At 34.5% G+C, this 19,198-nt stretch carries 18 protein-coding genes; 8 read left to right on the plus strand and 10 right to left on the minus strand.

The genetic code is table 11. The features are described 5' to 3' along the window. Positions 1-202: 202 nt before the first annotated feature. Genes G7A72_RS09395 through G7A72_RS09405 form a run of 3 tightly spaced genes read left to right on the plus strand, consistent with a single transcriptional unit; the run spans position 203 to position 3,765 of the window. On the plus strand, positions 203-2,248 hold the full coding sequence (locus G7A72_RS09395) for a LysM peptidoglycan-binding domain-containing protein (protein ID WP_165152278.1): 2,046 nt from the start codon (positions 203-205) through the stop codon (positions 2,246-2,248). 48 nt (positions 2,249-2,296) lie between these two features. Continuing rightward, positions 2,297-3,274 (plus strand): DUF4837 family protein, encoded by a 978-nt coding sequence (locus G7A72_RS09400; RefSeq protein ID WP_165152279.1) that lies wholly within the window; start codon positions 2,297-2,299, stop codon positions 3,272-3,274. A 44-nt stretch (positions 3,275-3,318) separates the two neighbouring features. Then, a complete protein-coding gene (locus G7A72_RS09405; protein WP_165152280.1) occupies positions 3,319-3,765 on the plus strand; it encodes a GNAT family N-acetyltransferase in 447 nt (148 codons plus the stop codon). Position 3,766: 1 nt separating this feature from the next. On the opposite strand, the gene G7A72_RS09410 is transcribed toward G7A72_RS09405, so the two are convergent. Together G7A72_RS09410 and rnpA are read right to left on the minus strand one after the other, a co-directional pair. After that, a complete protein-coding gene (locus G7A72_RS09410; protein ID WP_165152281.1) occupies positions 3,767-5,398 on the minus strand; it encodes a S41 family peptidase in 1,632 nt (543 codons plus the stop codon). Between the two features lie 109 nt (positions 5,399-5,507). Further along, positions 5,508-5,930: a ribonuclease P protein component gene (gene rnpA / locus G7A72_RS09415; protein WP_165152282.1), complete on the minus strand. Its 423-nt coding sequence runs from the start codon at positions 5,928-5,930 to the stop codon at positions 5,508-5,510. Positions 5,931-6,055: 125 nt separating this feature from the next. Between rnpA and G7A72_RS09420 the strand changes: the two genes are divergently transcribed. The 3 genes from G7A72_RS09420 to G7A72_RS09430 all read left to right on the plus strand — a co-directional run bounded on the left by G7A72_RS09420 (position 6,056) and on the right by G7A72_RS09430 (position 8,534). Then, entirely contained in the window at positions 6,056-6,790 is a 735-nt protein-coding gene (locus G7A72_RS09420; protein WP_113664671.1) for a 1-acyl-sn-glycerol-3-phosphate acyltransferase, read from the plus strand. A gap of 10 nt (positions 6,791-6,800) precedes the next feature. Then, positions 6,801-7,790, plus strand: coding sequence for an acyl-ACP desaturase (locus G7A72_RS09425; protein WP_113664670.1), 990 nt, complete (start codon positions 6,801-6,803; stop codon positions 7,788-7,790). Positions 7,791-7,880: 90 nt separating this feature from the next. Beyond that, positions 7,881-8,534 (plus strand): HD domain-containing protein, encoded by a 654-nt coding sequence (locus G7A72_RS09430; RefSeq protein ID WP_113664669.1) that lies wholly within the window; start codon positions 7,881-7,883, stop codon positions 8,532-8,534. 357 nt (positions 8,535-8,891) lie between these two features. On the opposite strand, the gene G7A72_RS09435 is transcribed toward G7A72_RS09430, so the two are convergent. Beyond that, the gene (locus tag G7A72_RS09435) at positions 8,892-9,176 is read right to left on the minus strand and encodes a YncE family protein (RefSeq protein WP_165152283.1); all 285 of its coding nucleotides are present in this window, start codon (positions 9,174-9,176) and stop codon (positions 8,892-8,894) included. A 60-nt stretch (positions 9,177-9,236) separates the two neighbouring features. On the opposite strand from G7A72_RS09435, the gene istA reads away from it, so the two are divergent. Both istA and istB read left to right on the plus strand, forming a co-directional pair. Further along, positions 9,237-10,784, plus strand: coding sequence for an IS21 family transposase (gene istA, locus G7A72_RS09440; protein WP_165151421.1), 1,548 nt, complete (start codon positions 9,237-9,239; stop codon positions 10,782-10,784). A gap of 17 nt (positions 10,785-10,801) precedes the next feature. Continuing rightward, the gene (gene istB / locus G7A72_RS09445; protein WP_113667236.1) at positions 10,802-11,539 is read left to right on the plus strand and encodes an IS21-like element helper ATPase IstB; all 738 of its coding nucleotides are present in this window, start codon (positions 10,802-10,804) and stop codon (positions 11,537-11,539) included. A 968-nt stretch (positions 11,540-12,507) separates the two neighbouring features. Here the strand turns inward: istB and G7A72_RS09450 are convergent. The 7 genes from G7A72_RS09450 to hemH all read right to left on the minus strand — a co-directional run bounded on the left by G7A72_RS09450 (position 12,508) and on the right by hemH (position 19,174). Continuing rightward, positions 12,508-12,825, minus strand: coding sequence for an Hpt domain-containing protein (locus G7A72_RS09450; RefSeq protein ID WP_113664654.1), 318 nt, complete (start codon positions 12,823-12,825; stop codon positions 12,508-12,510). A gap of 535 nt (positions 12,826-13,360) precedes the next feature. Then, complete coding sequence (locus G7A72_RS09455; protein WP_165152284.1) at positions 13,361-13,759, minus strand: hypothetical protein; 399 nt, start codon at positions 13,757-13,759, stop codon at positions 13,361-13,363. Positions 13,760-13,908: 149 nt separating this feature from the next. Next, on the minus strand, positions 13,909-14,691 hold the full coding sequence (locus G7A72_RS09460; protein WP_165152285.1) for an enoyl-CoA hydratase/isomerase family protein: 783 nt from the start codon (positions 14,689-14,691) through the stop codon (positions 13,909-13,911). A gap of 10 nt (positions 14,692-14,701) precedes the next feature. Next, entirely contained in the window at positions 14,702-16,174 is a 1,473-nt protein-coding gene (locus tag G7A72_RS09465; protein ID WP_371807545.1) for a PAS domain-containing sensor histidine kinase, read from the minus strand. 53 nt (positions 16,175-16,227) lie between these two features. Beyond that, the gene (locus tag G7A72_RS09470) at positions 16,228-16,776 is read right to left on the minus strand and encodes a CopD family protein (protein WP_165152286.1); all 549 of its coding nucleotides are present in this window, start codon (positions 16,774-16,776) and stop codon (positions 16,228-16,230) included. After that, positions 16,763-18,118: an MATE family efflux transporter gene (locus tag G7A72_RS09475; protein ID WP_165152287.1), complete on the minus strand. Its 1,356-nt coding sequence runs from the start codon at positions 18,116-18,118 to the stop codon at positions 16,763-16,765. The genes G7A72_RS09470 and G7A72_RS09475 overlap by 14 nt, the downstream gene beginning before the upstream one ends. Next, complete coding sequence (gene hemH / locus G7A72_RS09480; protein ID WP_165152288.1) at positions 18,119-19,174, minus strand: ferrochelatase; 1,056 nt, start codon at positions 19,172-19,174, stop codon at positions 18,119-18,121. Positions 19,175-19,198: the final 24 nt, after the last annotated feature.

A 19,198-nucleotide genomic window follows, 5' to 3' on the forward strand; every position in this document is an offset into this window, starting at 1 on the left:
CTTATTGCTGAGGTTTTTTTGTGAAATTTCAGAATTTGATTTTTTAAAGTGGTTTTGCCTTTCAAAACAACGAAAATTATTCGCAAATGAATCAAAGATTGCATTTTTAACAATATTTATAGAAATTTTTAGTTTAAACCTATTAAGTTTGTAAAAACAAGCTTTGTAATCATTTGTAATATAGGTCTTTGATCGTAAAAATATGAATATAAAAAATACCACATTATCACTTTTGCTGCTGTTATCGTCGCAATTGTTTGCTCAAGAAAGTTTTGAAAATAAAGAAATTTCAAGATTTGAAACAAAATTATCCTACTTAGATTCCATTAAAAAAACGTTCGTAAAAGACGATTTATCCGCTTGCGTAGATAGTTTGTGGATGAAGGAATTGACTAATTTAGATTTGTACAACACCATTTCGGATGATATTAAGAATGTTAATATCGATGAGAAAATTGAGTACGAATTATCAACCGAACTTCTCAAAGAAAGATTGGCTGCAATGGATGCGAAATCGCCTTTCAATATTGAATACAATCAAGGATTAGAAAACATCATCAAATCATTTTTGAAGAATCGAAAAAAATCTTTTGAACGTTTAATGGCGGTTTCAGAGTATTATTTTCCTGTTTTTGAAGAGGCTTTAGCCAAACAAAATGTCCCATTGGAAATAAAATATTTAGCCATAGTAGAATCCGCTTTAAATCCTAAAGCAGTCTCTAAAATGGGGGCAACCGGATTGTGGCAATTTATGTATCAAACCGGAAAACAGTATGGATTAAAGATTGATTCCTATGTGGATGAACGCAGTGATCCTTTGAAAGCCAGTGAAGCAGCTGCCCAATATATGACTAATATGTACCGAATATTTGGTGACTGGGATTTGGTTTTGGCCTCCTATAATTCAGGCCCTGGGAATGTTTCAAAAGCAATCAGACGCTCCGGCGGTCAGCAAAATTATTGGAACATCAGAAAAAATCTTCCTAAAGAAACACAGGGATATGTCCCGGCTTTCCTCGCAACGATGTACATTTATGAATACCATAAAGAACACGGAATTGTTCCTAATAGAGCAGCAATCAAACATTTTGCCACGGACACCATAATGATTAAGAAGCAAATGACTTTCAAGCAAATATCTGATTTGTTGGATGTTCCCGTAGTTCAATTGCAAGTTTTGAATCCGTCGTATAAACTGAATGTGATTCCGTTTTATCACGACCAAAATCATTATTTAAGATTACCTCAAGAAAAAATTGCTGTTTTTGCGTCTAATGAAGATCAAATTTATGCGTATACACAATATGAATTGGACCAACGCGAAAGACCCTTTCAAGTATCAAAAGCAATAGTAGAAAAGGATACTTCCAGTTATACGATTCAGCGCACAATACAGCCTAAAGCTTCTTATTATAAAGTAAAACGAGGCGACAATTTATCGGCTGTAGCCAATAAATACGATGTTTCTATTTCCGAAATTAAGAAATGGAATAACCTGAAAAGTAATACGCTTACTTATGGCAAAAGCCTGAAAATTATAACAAGTCAGAGTGTTGCTCGATCAATCAAGGAAGAACCGAAGGTTGATACCGTAGTCTCAAAAAACAAGTCTTTATTGGCTTCTGAATCAAAAAGCGGTAAAGAAGAAAAAATAAATACTAATTCAGGACCATTAACAACGGATTCCGCTACACTTTATGTGGTTCAAAAAGGAGACAACTTGGGAAGTATTGCTGAAAAATACGAAGTGACGGTTGCCGAAATTCAAGAATGGAACGGACTTTCAAATGATACGGTACACTACGGAACGTCATTACAAATTGCCAAAACTGGGTTGGATTCTAAGAAAGAGCTGACTTTAAATCCAGAACGAAAAGACATTGAATATGTGGTTTTGAAAGGAGATAATTTAGGTAATATTGCCAGTAAATTCGGAGCTTCAGTCGTTGATTTGAAACAATGGAATAATTTACCTGACAACACGATTACTATTGGTAAAACATTAATTGTTGCCAAAGATGAACTTGCGATTATCACGGATAAAGCAACAGTTAATTCCTTCAAGAGTAAATCAAATGCAAGTTCAGCAGCTAAAAAATTAAGCGCTGATTATTATGTTAAAAAAGGAGACTCTTTGTTTAGTATCGCAAAAAAGCACCCTGGTGTAACCATTTCCGACTTAAAAAAATGGAATGGTATTCGCAGTGAAGATATTAAACCCGGAATGAAGTTAAAAATTAACGGATAATAGAAGAAACTTCTATAAATTTGGGTTTTATTTTATAATTGAATTATAATGAATAAAGCCCATTTTTTATTTCTTTTCGTTGCGCTACTATTGTTTTCCTGTAAAAAAGAAAATGATCAGTTACCGCGTAAAACGACCGGTAAAATCAACACTATTTCTGTAATTATTGATGATCAGTTGTGGAATGGAGATATTGGGGACAGCATCCGAAACAAATTTGCATCGCCAGTAATAGGTTTGCCTCAAGAAGAACCTTTATTCAATATCAATCAATATCCAGTCAAGCTTTTAGAAGGATTCATGACGGATACCAGAGCGATTATTGTGGTCAAAAAAGCGGAAGAAAACAAGTTCGAAATCCGAAAAAATCAATACGCATCCCCTCAAAACGTATTTCATATTTCGGGTAAAACAGCAACAGATATTATCGATTGCATCGAAAAAAATGCTCCCCAAATGATTCAGATAATCAAAGAATCTGAAATAGCCGAAAGTCAAAGAATAAACAGGCAGTCATTAATAGATCCTAAAGTAATTGAAAATAAATTCCATGTTTCATTACAAATTCCGTCCGGTTACGCTTACGTGCTTCAAAAAAGCAATTTTATGTGGCTAAAGAAGGAACTCATCGGTGGAAATACCAGCCTTTTAATCTATCAGGTTCCCTTAAACACAATCAAAAAAGAGGCTGATTTAATTTCCGGTATCATCAAAATGCGCGATTCCATTGGGAAACTATACATTAGCGGAAAGGAACTGGAGACGAATATGATTACTGAAGAGGCGTACGCACCGTACCTTTTTAAGATTAATCTGGATGGGAAAGAAACCTTTGAAACTAAGGGAACCTGGCAGTTGAACAATGATTTTATGTCCGGACCTTTCATCAATTATGCTATCATAGATGCCGATTATAACCGAATTTTAGTTTTAGAAGGATTTTGTTATGCGCCTTCAAAAGACAAACGAGATTTGATGCATGAATTGGAATCCATTATAAAATCAGTTGTTGTTGCAAAAAGGTAATCTTAAATTTCTTTTATTTGCATTCTAAAAAACATACAAAAGGCATGGCAATACAATGGAAAATAAAGGCGTTTGACGCACTTTCTGTTCACGAATTATACGATTTACTGCGTTTGAGAAGCGAGATTTTCGTGGTGGAACAAAACTGTGTTTACCTCGATCTTGATGGAAAGGACAAAGTGGCTTTGCATCTTATTGGAGAATTTGAAGGTAAAATTGTCGCACATTCCAGACTTTTCAAGCCGGGAATCAGTTTTGACAATGCCTCAATTGGCCGAGTAACGGTTGATGCAAATTACCGCGACAGAAAATGGGGGCATGACTTGATGCGGGAATCAATTGCAGGAATTGCACATCATTTTGGCGAAAACAAAATCACTATAGGAGCACAGTTGTATCTGAAAAAATTCTATGAAAGCCATGGATTTGTGCAAACGAGTGAAATGTATCTGGAAGACGATATTCCACATATTGAGATGCAACGCAATTAATTTACATTTTCAAAATTGTTTTATAGTCTGCGTTGTTTAAAATACTTACTGATCTCTTAATTTCAGAGTTGTTTTTGGTGTAATAGTGATACAATCCTTCCTGATATTGATAGCGTTTGATGATTTCATCGACCATCAGGTTTTTGATTTCCTTTTGGTTTTTGTCCAATAAAGCATTTTCACTTTTCTGGAGTGCGGCTAGCAATTGTTGGTATTCTGCCTGAATTGATTCGTCCAGTTTTTCTTTTTTGGCTACAGCCAAAGTATTTTTCAAAGCCAATTCCGTTTCGGTGTCAAAAGAGAATTTCTGCACTTTCAAGAACTGTTTGAAATCTAAATAATCTGTATCCGATATAACCGGAATCTTATTTCCTAAATTCGGATTTTTATAATAATACGCCGTGGCATAGTTGAATATCCCGTCGTTGCGAAGCAAAGCATTCGTAATTGGACTAGATTTTGTTTCTTCCATTTCCACATCCGGCTGAATTCCTCCACCATCATAAACGGTTCTTCCTTTTCTAGTTTTAAAAGCATTGAAATTCTTCTCTTCTGTTTTTATTGCCATTCCATTTTTGTCTTTTCGAGAGTAATCCAAAGCTTGAATGCATCTTCCGGATGGCGTGTAATAACGAGAAATAGTTACTTTTAGCTGCGTTCCAAACGTTAAATCTACCGGTCTTTGCACGAGTCCTTTTCCAAAACTGCGGCTTCCCACCACCACAGCGCGATCTAAATCCTGAAGTGCGCCAGCGACAATTTCTGATGCCGAAGCACTACGGCCGTTAACAAGAATAATCAAAGGAATTTCAGTATCTACAGGATCTTTGGTCGTTTTGTAGGTGCTGTTGTGTTTCTCTATTTTTGATTTTGTAGTAACAATTATCTCATTTTTTGGAACAAATAAATTACAAATATTTACGGCTTCATTCAATAGTCCGCCCGGATTATCTCGTACATCTAGTATAATGCGTTCCGCACCTTCTTTTTTGAGTTGTTCCAAAGCTTCTTTGGTTTCCAAGGATGCTTTTTTGTTAAAATGCGACAATACGATGTAACCCGTTTTGTCGTCTATTTTTGCGAAAAAGGGAACTGATTTGATTTCGACTTCGTCCAGAATAATCTGTGTTGTATTTACTTTTCCCTGACGAATGTATTTGACGTCAATTTTCGTGTTTTTAGTACCTTTAAAAAGCTGAGAAGCTTCATCTTTAAAATCATACAAAAGTACATCGCCCACCTGAATAATTTCATCTCCGGCCTTTAAACCTGCTTTGTCGGCAGGAAAATCTTTATAAGGTTCCTTGACGATTAATTTGTCTTCTTTCCGAGTCAGTAAAGCGCCTATTCCGGTATATTCCCCGGTGTTGTTTATTTTGAATCGCACCACATCCTGCTCGTTAAAATACACGGTGTACGGATCTAAATTAGCCAGCATTCCTTTTATGGCCTTATCCATTAGTTCCCCAGGATTCGTTTCATCGACATAATTCCGGTTCAATTCCTTGAAAAGTGTGGTGAATATCTCGATTTGCTTGGCAATTTCGAAAAAATCGTCTTTGAAACTGGTTCCAATAAACAGAAATGCCGAAGCGACAATGGGAATTATGAATTTTTTTTTGAAGAAGTCCATGGGTTTAATTAACTAATTTTGAAGTCACTAAAATAACAATAAATCACCAAATAATTGTGAACAACGGAATCTAAAGACAACTTTGTTCAATTTAAAATCGGTCAAATGTTTAAATTTCAGAAATAGAATCGCTTTCTGATGCTGGTTTTTTAATGTTTTGAGCAATAAACTTCTCAAACAATTGAATGGTTTTGGTATTAATTTCCTCGTATGTCAAGCGGTCTTTCGTTTGGTAAAAAAACATAAAGGAATACGGTTGGTCCAGATTGTCAATTAATAAGTGTTTGTTCAGACGATAGGTTTCGCGCAACACACGTTTGAAATAATTGCGGTCTACGGCTTTCTTAAAGTTCTTTTTGGAAACAGAAACGCCCATTTTTATTTTTTCTCCCGACACTTCGGGATTCCCAAAAGAACCGGCTTTATACACCAATCGCAACGGATATTTAGATACTGATTTCCCTTCGGTAAACAATAATCCAATGGTGATTTTACTTTTAAGCTTTTCGTTTTTTGGGTAAGTGAAGTTCATTTTAATAGAAAAAATTCTTAGATTTTGACTGGCAAAGTTACGATTAAACGTTGAGCCTGTATATTGTTTCGGATTTAAATACCGCTAAAAATATATTTCTTACTTTTACGGCAAATTTTTAAAGCATGCAAAAACTGATTTCGTATCCCATTTCCGTAATTTATTATTTATGTTTCGGTCTTACTTTGGTTATTTTTCACCCGATACAATGGGTTTGCTTCCATGTTTTTGGCTATCAAGCCCATAAAATAAGTGTCGATTATTTGAATTTTTTCTTGTTGAGATGCACAAATCTTTTGGGGACAACATACAAATTTGAAAACAGAGAAAGCATTCCAAAAAATGTTCCTTTAATTTTTGTGTCCAATCATCAAAGTATGTATGATATTATTGCGATGATTTGGTTTTTCCGCCGTTTTCATTGTAAATTTGTAAGTAAAATAGAATTAGGTAAAGGAATTCCAAGTGTGTCTTTTAATTTACGTCACGGAGGTTCTGTTCTTATTGATCGAAAAGATCCCAAACAAGCCATTCCGGCCATCAAAGGTTTAGGAGAATATATTGAAAAACACAATCGTTCGGCAGTTATTTTTCCGGAAGGAACACGAAGCAAGACGGGAAAACCAAAAGAGTTCTCGCAAACTGGTCTTAAAATTTTATGCAAGAATGCACCTTCGGCATATGTGGTTCCAGTAAGTATAAACAACTCTTGGAAAATAGTTAAATACGGTTTTTTCCCATTAGGTTTAGGAAATCGCCTTACCTTTGTAGTACATAAACCTTTAGCGGTTAAGGATTATGATTTTGCTGATTTAATGGAGAAAACAGAAACAGCAGTAGTTCAAGGAATAAAAATTTAATTTATATATAATGTCAATAAAAAACATTCGATTAGAAGTAATGCAGTTTTTGGAAAAAAACGTAGACAGTTTTGTCGATCAGTATCTAATTCCAGTGGAGAAAATATGGCAACCAACTGATTTTTTGCCTAATTCCCAAAGCGATACTTTTTTTGATGAGGTCAAAGAACTACGTGAAATTGCAAAAGAATTACCGTATGATTTCTGGGTAACTTTAGTAGGTGATACCATCACTGAGGAAGCTTTACCAACCTACGAATCCTGGTTAATGGACGTAGAAGGAATTGATAACGTAGAAAGAAATGGATGGTCTAAATGGATCAGACAATGGACTGGTGAGGAAAATCGTCACGGTGATTTACTGAACAAGTATTTGTATTTATCAGGTCGTGTAAACATGCGCGAAGTTGAAATGACAACGCAACACTTAATCAACGACGGTTTTGATATTGGAACCGGAAGAGATCCATACAAAAACTTTGTATACACGAGTTTTCAAGAACTAGCGACATACGTTTCTCATAACAGAGTAGCGCAAATGGCTAAGAAATATGGTGATAACAAATTGTCTAAAATGTGCAAAATGATTGCTGGTGACGAGATGCGTCATCATCATGCATATAGCGAATTTGTAAACCGAATTTTCCAGATTGATCCAAGTGAAATGATGCTTGCTTTCCAATACATGATGAAAGCAAAAATTGTTATGCCAGCACATTTCTTGAGAGAATCCGGTGAAAAAATTAGCACAGCTTTCGAACAGTTTTCTGATTCAGCACAACGAATTGGGGTTTATACTGCGGCGGATTATGTAGATATTATGCAAAAATTAATTGACAAATGGGAAATTGATAAGATTTCCGGTTTGACAGATGAAGCAGAAAAAGCCCGTGATTATTTGATGAAATTACCGGGTAGAATGGCGAAAATATCTGAAAGATTAGTCATTCCACAAGAATCACATATCTTCAAATGGGTTGAGCCAGCTTTAGTACGATAGATTTTTGAGTTCTAAATAAAGAATTGAAATGTTGGATTTTGAAGTTGGAAAACTTTGAAATTCAACATTTTTTTTAAAATATAATAAACAATGATAAACCCTGATTTAATAGACAAAACGATTCTTTTTGTAAAAGAAAAATTAGAAAATGCCGAAGGCGGACACGACTGGTTCCATATCGAAAGAGTTTTTAAAAATGCTCTTCTAATTTCAAAAAATGAAGTTTGTAACAGTGGAATAGTTCAATTAGGTGCTTTGCTTCATGATATTGCCGACAGTAAGTTTCACGACGGCGATGAAACCGTTGGCCCAAGAATTGCCCGAGAATTTTTAGAATCAGAAAATGTTGATGAGGAGATTATCACTCATGTGGTGAATATCATTGAAAACATCTCCTACAAAGGCGGTAATTTCGAAAAGAAATTCTCCTCCATAGAATTAGATGTGGTTCAGGACGCAGACCGTTTAGATGCGATTGGTGCCATTGGAATTGCCAGAACATTCAATTATGGCGGATTTAAAAATAGAGTTCTATACGACCCTAATATCGCTCCAAATTCCAGTATGACAAAGGAAGAATACAAAAAGAATGATTCTCCAACGCTTAATCATTTTTACGAAAAGTTATTACTCTTAAAAGATAAGATGAATACCCAAACCGGAAAACAAATTGCACAAGAAAGACACCGTTACATGGAAGGATTTTTGGTGCAATTTTATGCGGAATGGGAAGGGGAGAAATAAGCAGGTGATAGGAATGTAGTATCTTTTTTTAATTTTCGATTTCGGGAATACTTATAATACGTTGATTATTATGTAATTTAGCAAATAGTGTAAGGCCTAATTTTATCTGTAAAATAGGTCTTTTTACTTTTTTATAATTTTAAAAAAAACGCAATATTACATAGTGATTTTATAAAAAGAGATTTTTATACTTATTTTTTTTGGTTGTGGTATAGTAAAATAGTAGTCGCCTAATTTATTAAATACTTCCGCTGTAAATCGTTTATTTTTAAATTAGTTAACAGATATCGTCGAATGGTTGCTTGTTAAAGAGGGATGGTTTTAAAAAAAGCGATTAGTGTTAAGTTCAGATATGTTTTATTTTATAAATACCATTGCATCAGGAACTTTTCCGGTTCCAATTGTGCTGACAACGGTAAAAGTTTTCATATCAATTACTTCAATTTTATTAGCATTGGAATTTGCTACAAAAGCATATAAGCCATTTGGGTGCATTAAAATATTTTCTGGGCGAGGGGTATTGGAAAAACCAGTCAAATTGACCACCCTATTCCAGTTCAAATTGACCACCAGTTTCGGAGCAAACTGACCACCATTTTCCAGTCCAAATTGACCACCTGATTTTGGGCTAAAATTGGACATTAAAAACTACTAACTTTTTCATGTTGTTAGCACCATACATTCGTTAAAAAAATACGGATTATGGCAAACAAAATAACAGACATGAGTAAAATTAGAAAAGCAATTAAATTCTACTGTAACGGGAAAAGTAAGTTATTCATAAGTAAGTACTTATCTCTTTCTAGAAATACAGTAAAGAAGTATATTTCTTTATTTGAAGTGCTAGGATTAAGTTTTGAAGTAATTAACGAAAAAACAGATGCTGAGTTAGAACTTTTGTTTTCACACACTACCGTGGAATCAATCAGTCCCAAACTGCAGATTCTTTATGATTTTTTTCCTAAAATGGAACGCGAACTAAAAAAAGTTGGCGTTACCATACAGCACATGTGGGAGCAATATATTGCCCTAAATCCTAATGGTTACCGAAGCTCGCAATTTGGACATCATTATAAAACATGGAGCAAACGAGTCAATCCAGTGATGCACATGAATCACAAAGCGGGTGATAAAATGTATGTGGATTATGCTGGAAAAACACTCTCCATCATTGATAAAGACACGGGAGAAATTAAAGAAGTACAATTTTTTGTAGCCATATTAGGAGCCAGTCAATACACCTATGCCGAAGCTTCCATGAGCCAACAAAAAGAAGATTTTGTTACTTCGGTAGAAAATGCTATGCGTTTTTTTGAAGGTACTCCTGCGGCAATTGTTCCCGATAATTTAAAATCTGCAGTAATAAAAAGCAGTCGTTTTGAACCCACAATTAATGAAACCTTAGCTGATTTAGCCGAACATTACCAAACTACAATCTTGCCTGCTAGGGCTTATAAACCCCGAGACAAATCATTGGTTGAAGGAGCTGTTAAGATCTTGTATCGAAGGATTTATGTAAATCTAAAAGAAACTAAATTCTTTTCTCTGGAAGAATTAAACCAGCAAATATGGGATTTATTGGATGCTCATAACAGTCGAAAACTCACAGGACGTCCGTACTCTCGGATAGAATTATTTTTAGAAGATGAGCAACAAAAACTAAGTCCATTACCACAAGAACGTTTTGAAATCAAATACCAATCCTTTGCAACAGTAATGCAAAATGGGCATGTTCAATTAAGTCAGGACAAAAATTACTATAGCGTTCCGTATCAATATGTCAAGAAAAAAGCGAAACTATTGTATACCAAATCAACGGTAGAGATCTATCACAAATACAATCGAATAGCCATCCATCCAAGGAATTACAAACCTTATATCTATACCACAATCCCGGAACATATGGCTAGCACGCATCAATTTGTAGCTCAGTGGAGTGCTGCCCGCTTCATTGATTGGGCCAGTAGTATTGACGAGTCAGTAGCAGAATATATTATGCAAATAATTGAAAGTAGAAACCATCCTGAACAGGCTTATAAAAGTTGTTTGGGAATATTAAACTTCGAGAAAAAGGTAGGGAAAGAGCGATTAATAAATGCCTGTAAGCGGGCACTTGATTTTAAAATTTACAATTTTAAGACCATTCAAAATATTTTAGAAAACAACTTAGATCATATCGAATTTGAACAAGAACCTGAGCAGGAACTTCCAATTCACGCTAACATAAGAGGAAAACAGTATTATAATTAAATTAAAACACAGTAATCATGAATGAATCCACAGTAACAAAAATGAAACAAATGAAGCTTTACGGCATGCACAATGCTTTTAAAACAGCCATTGAAAGCGGAAAAACAGACCATTACACGCTCGATCAGTTTGTATCGATGCTTATTGATGCCGAATGGGATGAAAGGCACAATCGGCGTATTGCCCGCAGTATCACCAACGCCCGATTCCATTACAAATCAAATATTGAAAGTATCAATTTTGACCAAACCCGTAATCTGGATCGAAATACCATACTGCGTCTGGCAGAATGTGAATTTGTCGAAAAAAATGAAAACATTTTAATAACGGGAAGCACTGGTGTAGGCAAAAGTTATTTAGGCACAGCATTGGGTTATCAAGCCTGTATCCAAGGTTTTAAAGTAAGTTATTTTAATACTTCGAAGCTGTTTGCTAAATTAAAAATGGCCAAAGCAGATGGTTCTTACCTGAGAGAATTGGCCAAAATAGAACGGCAAGATGTTATTATATTAGACGATTTTGGACTCCAAGCTTTGGATAGCAGTAACCGAATTACCCTTTTAGAGATCATTGAAGACAGGCATAATAACGGTTCTATTATTGTAACCTCACAAATCCCAGTGCAAGGCTGGTATGACATCATTGGAGAAAAAACCATAGCTGATGCCATTTTGGATAGACTGATTCATCAATCTCATCGACTCGAATTACATGGAGAATCCATGAGAAAAAAAAGAGGGATAAACAAAGGCTAATATTTAAGTATATTTGAATACTAATTAACAGATGAAAAAGAGTAGTTTTTAATGAAAAATGGGGTGGTCATTTTGCTCCGGAATTAGGTGGTCATTTTGAATTGGAATCAGGTGCTCACTTTAAATTGGAATTGGGTGGTCAATATCACTGGAATTTGCACATCAGTCACTAGATTATGGAACGCCTTATAATAATTATTACAAAAAAGAAGTGGCATAAAATCAGAATAACTTTTTTTGGCTTCTTAAAACAGCCAAAAGTTATCTCCGATTTTAACCAAGATAATAGAATATAAAACTAAAAACCTATCTTAAATCGTTGAGATTTCTGTCTGAAAAATGGGTACAGCATAGGTTATCAGTGCTCATCAAATTCAAAAATTTAAATTAAGATATAATTTAAATCGTTAAAACTAAAAGTTTGGTTTTATAAAAGTAATAGAATAAATTATTATTCGTTATTTACTTTCAAATCTAATATAAAAAACAATATAAAAAGAATAAAAAAATCGTTTAAGAGTAAAAAAAATCGTTTAAATACATTTATAGTCCTAATTAAATTTTTGAGATTTTGATTTAGATGAAATCGGAAGACTATTTAAATAGTTTTTTAATTAATTTATCGGCGTAACTATTTAGACTTTCTAGTCTTATTTTTTGTGAATTATTAATTAATAGAAGTCTTATCTTCTTAAATTTTGATATTTTAGAAGTTAAACGGGAATTATGCGGAAGCACTTAAAAAAAATATTTTTATCTAATTTGTTTTCTAAGCTAAATGGATAGGTTGAGTAGTATTTTAAAAATAAAATAAATAAGATTTTTATTTTGTAATAAATAACCTAAATTTAATTTTAACATATTAAATTGTTGAGGTTCGTATGATACTCAACTTTATTGGCATTAACATAATTCATGAGGCAATACAGACTCAATTTATGTCTATTAAATTTTACATCATCCTATTTTTACAATTCTTTTAAAAAACGATTTATGGTATTCAATATTTCAGTAAAATCTTCGTGAAGAATACTATTATCGTTAATTAAATTTAATTCGTGCTGAGATGCTAATCCATAACTTTGTTCAAGTCCTAAAAGGCTAATTTTGTGTTTAATCTTATGAACATTGTTAGCAGCTTGATCTAATTTATTTAAAATGATATTATTTAAATAAAGATTTTTTTCTTCAGGGAACTCGGTTATTATAATTTTTAATATTTTTTCTTCAAAGGCTTTGTCTCCTGCGGTTAAGCTGTTAAGGTAAGTAAAATTAGGTTCTTCCATAAATTTATAATGTAGGTTAAATAAAATGTTTTTCTTGGAAACGATTTAAATTTGATCTAATTGTTTTCCCGATTAAATTAGTTTTTTTGTGATTGCGCAATGTCTTACTATACTATAAGAATTATAACTGTGAAGTTTTCAAAAAATTTATGTCGACAAAATGTTTAATAGGGTTCTTTGCTATGTCGTACCATTATTTACTGACGTAATAAAGATTTAGTTCTAGGAGTATTATTTTAGATAAATGATGTTTGCCTATATTTATATTTAAAAATGGCTCATCGTCACTACCAATTGGAATTTCGTTTTTTATTACTTTTTTCGTCTTTTACTTTTAATGTTATTGCAAATTTTAAAGTTACTTTGGATCGGTTACGCTAATTTTATTTCTTAGTTTCATTTAAAATCCGAGATAAATATAGCTGTTTTTAAAGATTAAACAATTGAAAAAGAGTTCATCCTTATTTTATTGACTTTCTGAAAACAGATATTTATAAAAACAGAGTGTTAAGGGTTCAACAAAATGTCTTGTTTTTTAAATTCCTTTCGCTTTCATTTCCATAATCACATCCGAAGCGTTTTTAAAAGTCGGCGCTTGCTCAATAATACTTCCCACTCTTTTTTTATTGAGTTTAAAGGAGATGTCATTGTCTGTTGTAAACAGCAAAGCAGTCAGAAACGGGTTATTCATATACGGAGCCAACACAATAAAAGCTTCGTCAAGTGTATGGAAACTTTCTATTTCTTCGGTTTTGTAGCGCGCCGTTACCGAAAGACTAAATACGTCATTTTCTAATAAAACGGGACGCACATAGATGTTTTTCAGTTCGGTATCACCAATGGTTTTGGCAAGTGTTAATTTAGCGTAAGTGTGGTTTTCGATGCTTTCTTTTACCTTTTCCCAGAAAAGTTCAAATACAGGTTGGAAGGACATAAGTTTAATTTTAGATGATGTGTTATATTCCGAAACGGGTCTGCAAAATTAAGTGTTGTAAATCAAACAATCCATTTTTGAAGAAAGATTATTTTAAAGGATAATGACTTATAAACTAAAAAGAGAACCAATACGGCTCTCTTTTGTTATTATTTTCCAGTAAAAACTGCTTTTCTTTTTTCTAAGAAAGCTGTTGTTCCTTCTTTAAAATCTTCTGTTCCAAAACATTTTCCAAATGCTTTTATTTCAGCTTCATAGCCATTTTTTCCTTCTTTGAAATTAGCATTAACTGCTTTTATGGCTTTGCCAATAGCATACGGAGAGTTCTTCATTATTTTATTCGCCACGCTCACACAATAATCTAAAAGTTCGGCTTCTGGAACTACGTGATTTACCAATCCAGTTCTGTAAGCGTCTTGTGCTGTTACCATTCCTGCGGTCATAATCATTTCCATCGCACGCCCTTTTCCTATTAATTGTGGCAAACGCTGTGTTCCTCCGTAACCCGGAATTACGCCCAGTGAAACTTCAGGCAATCCCATTTTTGCATTCTCTGAAGCGACTCTAAAATGACACGCCATCGCTAATTCTAATCCGCCACCTAGAGCAAAACCATTTACGGCTGCAATTACTGGAGTTTTTAAATTTTCTATAAAATCAAATAATTTTTCTTGTCCTTCTGCTGCTAATTGCGTTCCTTCTTCAATCGAAAAATGAGCAAATTCAGAGATGTCAGCTCCGGCTACAAACGCTTTTTCACCGCTTCCCGTTAAAATAATAACACGAATTTCAGCATTTTTCCCTAAGTTTTTAAACGCTTTGTTCAAATCAGAAATCGTCGCAACATTCAACGCATTTAGTTTTGTAGGACGATTGATGGTAATCGTAGCAATGTTATTTTCGGTTGTAATTAAAAGATTTTCGTAGTTCATAATTGTAATTTTAAGAGTTAATTATTGGAAGTGAAACCGTGAAAGTAGTTCCTTTTCCAAATTCAGTATCAAAGGTAATCGTTCCTTTATAATTTTCGATTATGTTTTTTATTATTCCAAGTCCAAGTCCCATTCCGCTGCTTTTGGTGGTAAATTTAGGTTCGAATATGCGGTCAATATCTTTAGGCTGAATCCCAATTCCGTTGTCAGAAACTGTTATTAATACATTGTTTGTTTCTTTTTTGATACGAACCACAACGGATTTATGCTCTTGTTGTTCTGGAATGGACTGAATGGCATTTTTAGCCAGATTAGTGATAATCCGTATGAGTTGCGTTCTGTCAATTTTCGAAATAATTTCGGGAGAATCACTTTGGAAAACAATGTAATCCTCGTTAAATATATCCATGGCCAGCTCTACAACAGCCACCACATTCAAGGTTTCATTTTGCTGTGCCGGCATCGATGCGAAATTTGAAAAAGCCGAAGCCACCGCACTCATGGTATCAATTTGTTGAATCAACGTTTCCGAGTAATCGTTCATTTTCTGTTTTACATTGGAATCAGTCGGGTCAAATTTTCGCTGAAAACTCTGAACCGTTAAACGCATTGGCGTAAGCGGATTCTTGATCTCATGCGCCACTTGTTTCGCCATTTCGCGCCAAGCTTCCTCACGTTCGCTCTGTGCTAATTTGATGGCACTTTTTTCCAGTTCATCCACCATCCCGTTGTACGCTTTTATCAAAAGATTTATTTCCTTACTGTTGGCTTCTAAAACAATTTTCTCGTTTTTTTGGTTCAAACTTGTTTCACTCAGCTTATCAGAAATGGTCTTTAATGATTTTGTAATGTAGGACGAAAGGAAATAAGCAAGGGCAAAAGCCATGAGAAGCATGAACGTATAGACTTGTCCAAGACGAATCAAGAAACTTTTGAGTTCGTTTTCATAATAGCCATCGTCTTCTACATAAGGCAGATTTAAGATTCCCAATGGTTTGAATTTATCATCTTTAATCTGGCTGAAAGCAGAACGATTTTTTTTGCCATCAATCGTTTTAATGTCCACGTACCTTTTTTCTATCGAAGAACGTACCAGCTTTAAAATGTATTTAGGAATTGGAGGCGCTACTTTATCAACAGAAAAAGATTCTTTAGAAGATTTCAACAACTTTCCATCCAAACTGTAAATATTGATTTCGATGTTGTGAATGTGGGCTAACTCATGAATTTTATCCTTAAAAATCAAGTCCAAATTACCGGAGGTCAGCGGATAAGTCGTTGTTGAGAGAATGAAGTTAATGTGTTGTTTTACTGCATTTTCATTGCGGATCAGACGTTCTTGGTGGTATTCTTTGGCTTCGTTTTTAAATTGGATAATAGAAATCGAAGCCAATATCACAGAAGCCATTAATATCAATACGATCATCGAAAGGAAAATCCTGATTCGTAACGAAAGCATTGCTATTTTGAAGCTTTTGAACATGTTTTTTAGTTTACAGTCTCAGTCTCAGTCCCGGTTGGAAGCTGCAAATAAAACTATTTTTTTTCTCTAATTCTTTTGTAAAATTTAAACCCAAGCATTATCAAAATGGAAAAGAGAAAGATTCCAATTACACCATAAATCCAATTGACTGCATTTTTTAAAATTACTAAAAAAACCACTGCAAAAAGGATAATTGTTGCGCCTTCGTTCCACAATCTCATGAAATTTGTAGTGTATTTTACCTCGTCATTTTGTAATTGCTTGAATATTTGTTGGCATTTGGCATGGTATAAATACAATGCAAATACGAAGCCAAGTTTTACGTGCATCCACGGCATTTTTAGCCACGCTTGCCCTAAATCCGTGAAAAATAACATCCAAAAAGCGAAAATACTCGCTAAAACTGCTGACGGCCAAGTGATAATGTACCAAAGACGGTAAGTCATTATTTTGTATTGTTTTTGAAGAATTTCTTTCTCTGGCGAAGGCTTGTCTGCTGCTTCTATTTGGTAAACGAATAAGCGCACAATGTAAAATAATCCTGCAAACCATGTGATTACAAAGATGAGGTGTAAGGATTTAAGGTAATTATAGTATTCCATCGTTAGTTTGAATGAGTTTTGTGTTCATTTCTTTTTTTAGAAAATAGCCAGTTAATAGCGTTGATAAAACATCCGCGATTGGGAATGCAATCCACACGCCAAAAATACCTAAAAAATTTGGTAGAATCAGCACTAACGGAATTAGGAAAAATCCTTGTTTGCTTAGCGTCAAAAGCAAAGCTTTTTTTGCTTTTCCTGCTGCTTGAAAATAAGCTGCGCCAATGAGTTGAACAGCTATGATTGGTGAAGCCGCAAAAACCCAGCGTAACGCTTCCGGAGTTTGGTCAATTACGAGTGGATCAGTCGTAAAAACGGCAACAATAGGTTTGGCAAAAATTAGAATAACCACAAAAATCAGCGAGGCTAAAATGGCAGCATATTTTATTGAAAGTTGTACACTTTCTTTCACTCTTGAATAATTTCCCGCACCATAATTGAACCCGGCAATTGGTAGAAATCCCTGCGTAATTCCCAGAATTGGAAACAAAGCAAACATTAACATTCGGCTTATGATTCCATAAATCGCAACGGAATGTTCGCCGCCATACGTGTATAAAGTATGGTTCAGTATGATGGATAAAATGCTCACCACGCCTTGTCTAGAAAAAGTGACAAAACTCAGCTCAGAAATTTCTTTGACAATGGGCATTTTAAATTTAAAATGCTTCATTTTTAATTGGAGTTCGCTCTTGAAAACAAAAAACCAAAGCACAAACAAGAAACAGGTAAAATAAGATATGGCTGTAGCCAAAGCAGCACCAAACATTCCTAAATCTAAGTATTTGATAAAAAGAATATCTAATGCAATATTGACAAAAGCGGGGATAATCATGGCGACCATCGCAAACTTGGCTTTACCTTCGGCACGAATCACATTATTGCCCATCATGCAAAGTGCCAAAAACGGAACACTAATAATTATGGGAATAAAAAATTCTTTAGCAGGTTCCACAATAGCTCCTTTAGCACCAAAAAGCATTAGCATTTCATCACTAAAAAATAGACCAAATAGCACAAAAACTGATGCCAATAAAAAAGTCATCATGATTTGATTGCCAAAGGTATGCAATGCTTTTTCCTTGTGATTGGCTCCCAATGCTCGGGAAAGGACTGAGCCTCCGCCCACACCAATTGCCATTCCCAAAGAAGAAATCAAAAAGGTGATGGGCAAAACCACAGTTACCGCCGCAATGGCCAAAGAACCAATCCATTGACCCACAAATATAGTATCAATTAAAATATTAACCGACATGAATAAAATCCCAATAGAAGACGGGACTGCTTGTTTTATCAAGAGTTTTTTGATGTCCTGAGTTCCTAACTCATCGGCGGTAACAGCCATTTAAGCATTAATTTTTTCAGAGTCAACTTTAACGGTTGAAGATGTGTTCGACCAATTTGAAATCCAGTTGCTCACGGTTTTACACCAGTCATCACCGTCATTCAAACATGGAATTGCTTTGAAGTTTTCTCCTCCGTGAACTTTAAATTCATGATTGGCTTCCATTGCAATTTCTTCCAAAGTTTCCAAACAATCCGATACAAAAGCAGGCGTTACAACAGCAAGATTTTTAATTCCTTTTTCAGGCATTTTGTTCACTTCTACATCCGTGTATGGTGTTAGCCATTTATCTCCTGCCAAGCGCGATTGAAAAGTCTGGCTGTATTTTCCTTCTGGGATCCCCAGTAATTTTACCACTTGTTTGGTCGTTTCGTAACATTGGTGACGGTAACAAAATTCATGTGCAGGCGAAGGCGTGTTGCAACAAGAACCATCAATTTTACAATGTGATTTAGTAACATCCGTTTTGCGAATGTGACGCTCCGGAATTCCGTGGTAGGAGAATAATAAATGATCGTAATCATAACCTTGTAAATGACCTTTGATTGAATCAGCCAGGTTTTGTAAATAATCAGGTTTGTTATAAAAAGCAGGAACAATCGTAAATTTCATTTCTGGGAAATATTTTTTACGGTGTTCTTCAGCTAATTCTAATATTGTGGTCGTAGACGCCATTGCATGTTGCGGATACAAAGGGAAAAGAAGCACTTCGTTCACGCCTTTGTCATGCAGTTCTTGTAAACCAGACAATAAAGACGGATTTCCGTAACGCATTGCTAAGGAAACGGGAACGTCAACTAACTTTTGTACTTTTTCGTGCATTCTTTTGGAAATAACAACCAATGGAGAACCTTCATCCCACCATATTTTTGCGTAAGCGGCAGCTGATTTTTTAGGTCTTGTTTGTAAAATTATTCCACGAACTAATAATGCTCGCAACAAAAACGGAACATCAATTACGTATTTGTCCATTAAAAATTCATCTAAATATGGTTTCACATCTTTAGCAGTTGGACTTTCCGGAGAACCTAAATTAACTAATAATACACCTTTCATGTTATCTTTTTTTGTTGGTACAAA

The organism is Flavobacterium sp. Sr18, assembly GCF_011064265.1.
Classification (GTDB): Bacteria; Bacteroidota; Bacteroidia; order Flavobacteriales; family Flavobacteriaceae; genus Flavobacterium; species Flavobacterium petrolei.

Bases quoted from the DNA above. Each gene is read 5' to 3' on its own strand.
- G7A72_RS09470 (WP_165152286.1), bottom strand. From the start codon at position 16,776: ATGGAATACTATAATTACCTTAAATCCTTACACCTCATCTTTGTAATC.
- G7A72_RS09475 (WP_165152287.1), bottom strand. From the start codon at position 18,118: ATGGCTGTTACCGCCGATGAGTTAGGAACTCAGGACATCAAAAAACTC.
- istA (WP_165151421.1), top strand. From the start codon at position 9,237: ATGGCAAACAAAATAACAGACATGAGTAAAATTAGAAAAGCAATTAAA.
- G7A72_RS09425 (WP_113664670.1), top strand. From the start codon at position 6,801: ATGTCAATAAAAAACATTCGATTAGAAGTAATGCAGTTTTTGGAAAAA.
- rnpA (WP_165152282.1), bottom strand. From the start codon at position 5,930: ATGAACTTCACTTACCCAAAAAACGAAAAGCTTAAAAGTAAAATCACC.
- G7A72_RS09405 (WP_165152280.1), top strand. From the start codon at position 3,319: ATGGCAATACAATGGAAAATAAAGGCGTTTGACGCACTTTCTGTTCAC.
- G7A72_RS09410 (WP_165152281.1), bottom strand. From the start codon at position 5,398: ATGGACTTCTTCAAAAAAAAATTCATAATTCCCATTGTCGCTTCGGCA.
- hemH (WP_165152288.1), bottom strand. From the start codon at position 19,174: ATGAAAGGTGTATTATTAGTTAATTTAGGTTCTCCGGAAAGTCCAACT.
- G7A72_RS09460 (WP_165152285.1), bottom strand. From the start codon at position 14,691: ATGAACTACGAAAATCTTTTAATTACAACCGAAAATAACATTGCTACG.
- istB (WP_113667236.1), top strand. From the start codon at position 10,802: ATGAATGAATCCACAGTAACAAAAATGAAACAAATGAAGCTTTACGGC.
- G7A72_RS09420 (WP_113664671.1), top strand. From the start codon at position 6,056: ATGCAAAAACTGATTTCGTATCCCATTTCCGTAATTTATTATTTATGT.
- G7A72_RS09435 (WP_165152283.1), bottom strand. From the start codon at position 9,176: ATGTCCAATTTTAGCCCAAAATCAGGTGGTCAATTTGGACTGGAAAAT.
- G7A72_RS09455 (WP_165152284.1), bottom strand. From the start codon at position 13,759: ATGTCCTTCCAACCTGTATTTGAACTTTTCTGGGAAAAGGTAAAAGAA.
- G7A72_RS09465 (WP_371807545.1), bottom strand. From the start codon at position 16,174: ATGTTCAAAAGCTTCAAAATAGCAATGCTTTCGTTACGAATCAGGATT.
- G7A72_RS09430 (WP_113664669.1), top strand. From the start codon at position 7,881: ATGATAAACCCTGATTTAATAGACAAAACGATTCTTTTTGTAAAAGAA.
- G7A72_RS09450 (WP_113664654.1), bottom strand. From the start codon at position 12,825: ATGGAAGAACCTAATTTTACTTACCTTAACAGCTTAACCGCAGGAGAC.
- G7A72_RS09395 (WP_165152278.1), top strand. From the start codon at position 203: ATGAATATAAAAAATACCACATTATCACTTTTGCTGCTGTTATCGTCG.
- G7A72_RS09400 (WP_165152279.1), top strand. From the start codon at position 2,297: ATGAATAAAGCCCATTTTTTATTTCTTTTCGTTGCGCTACTATTGTTT.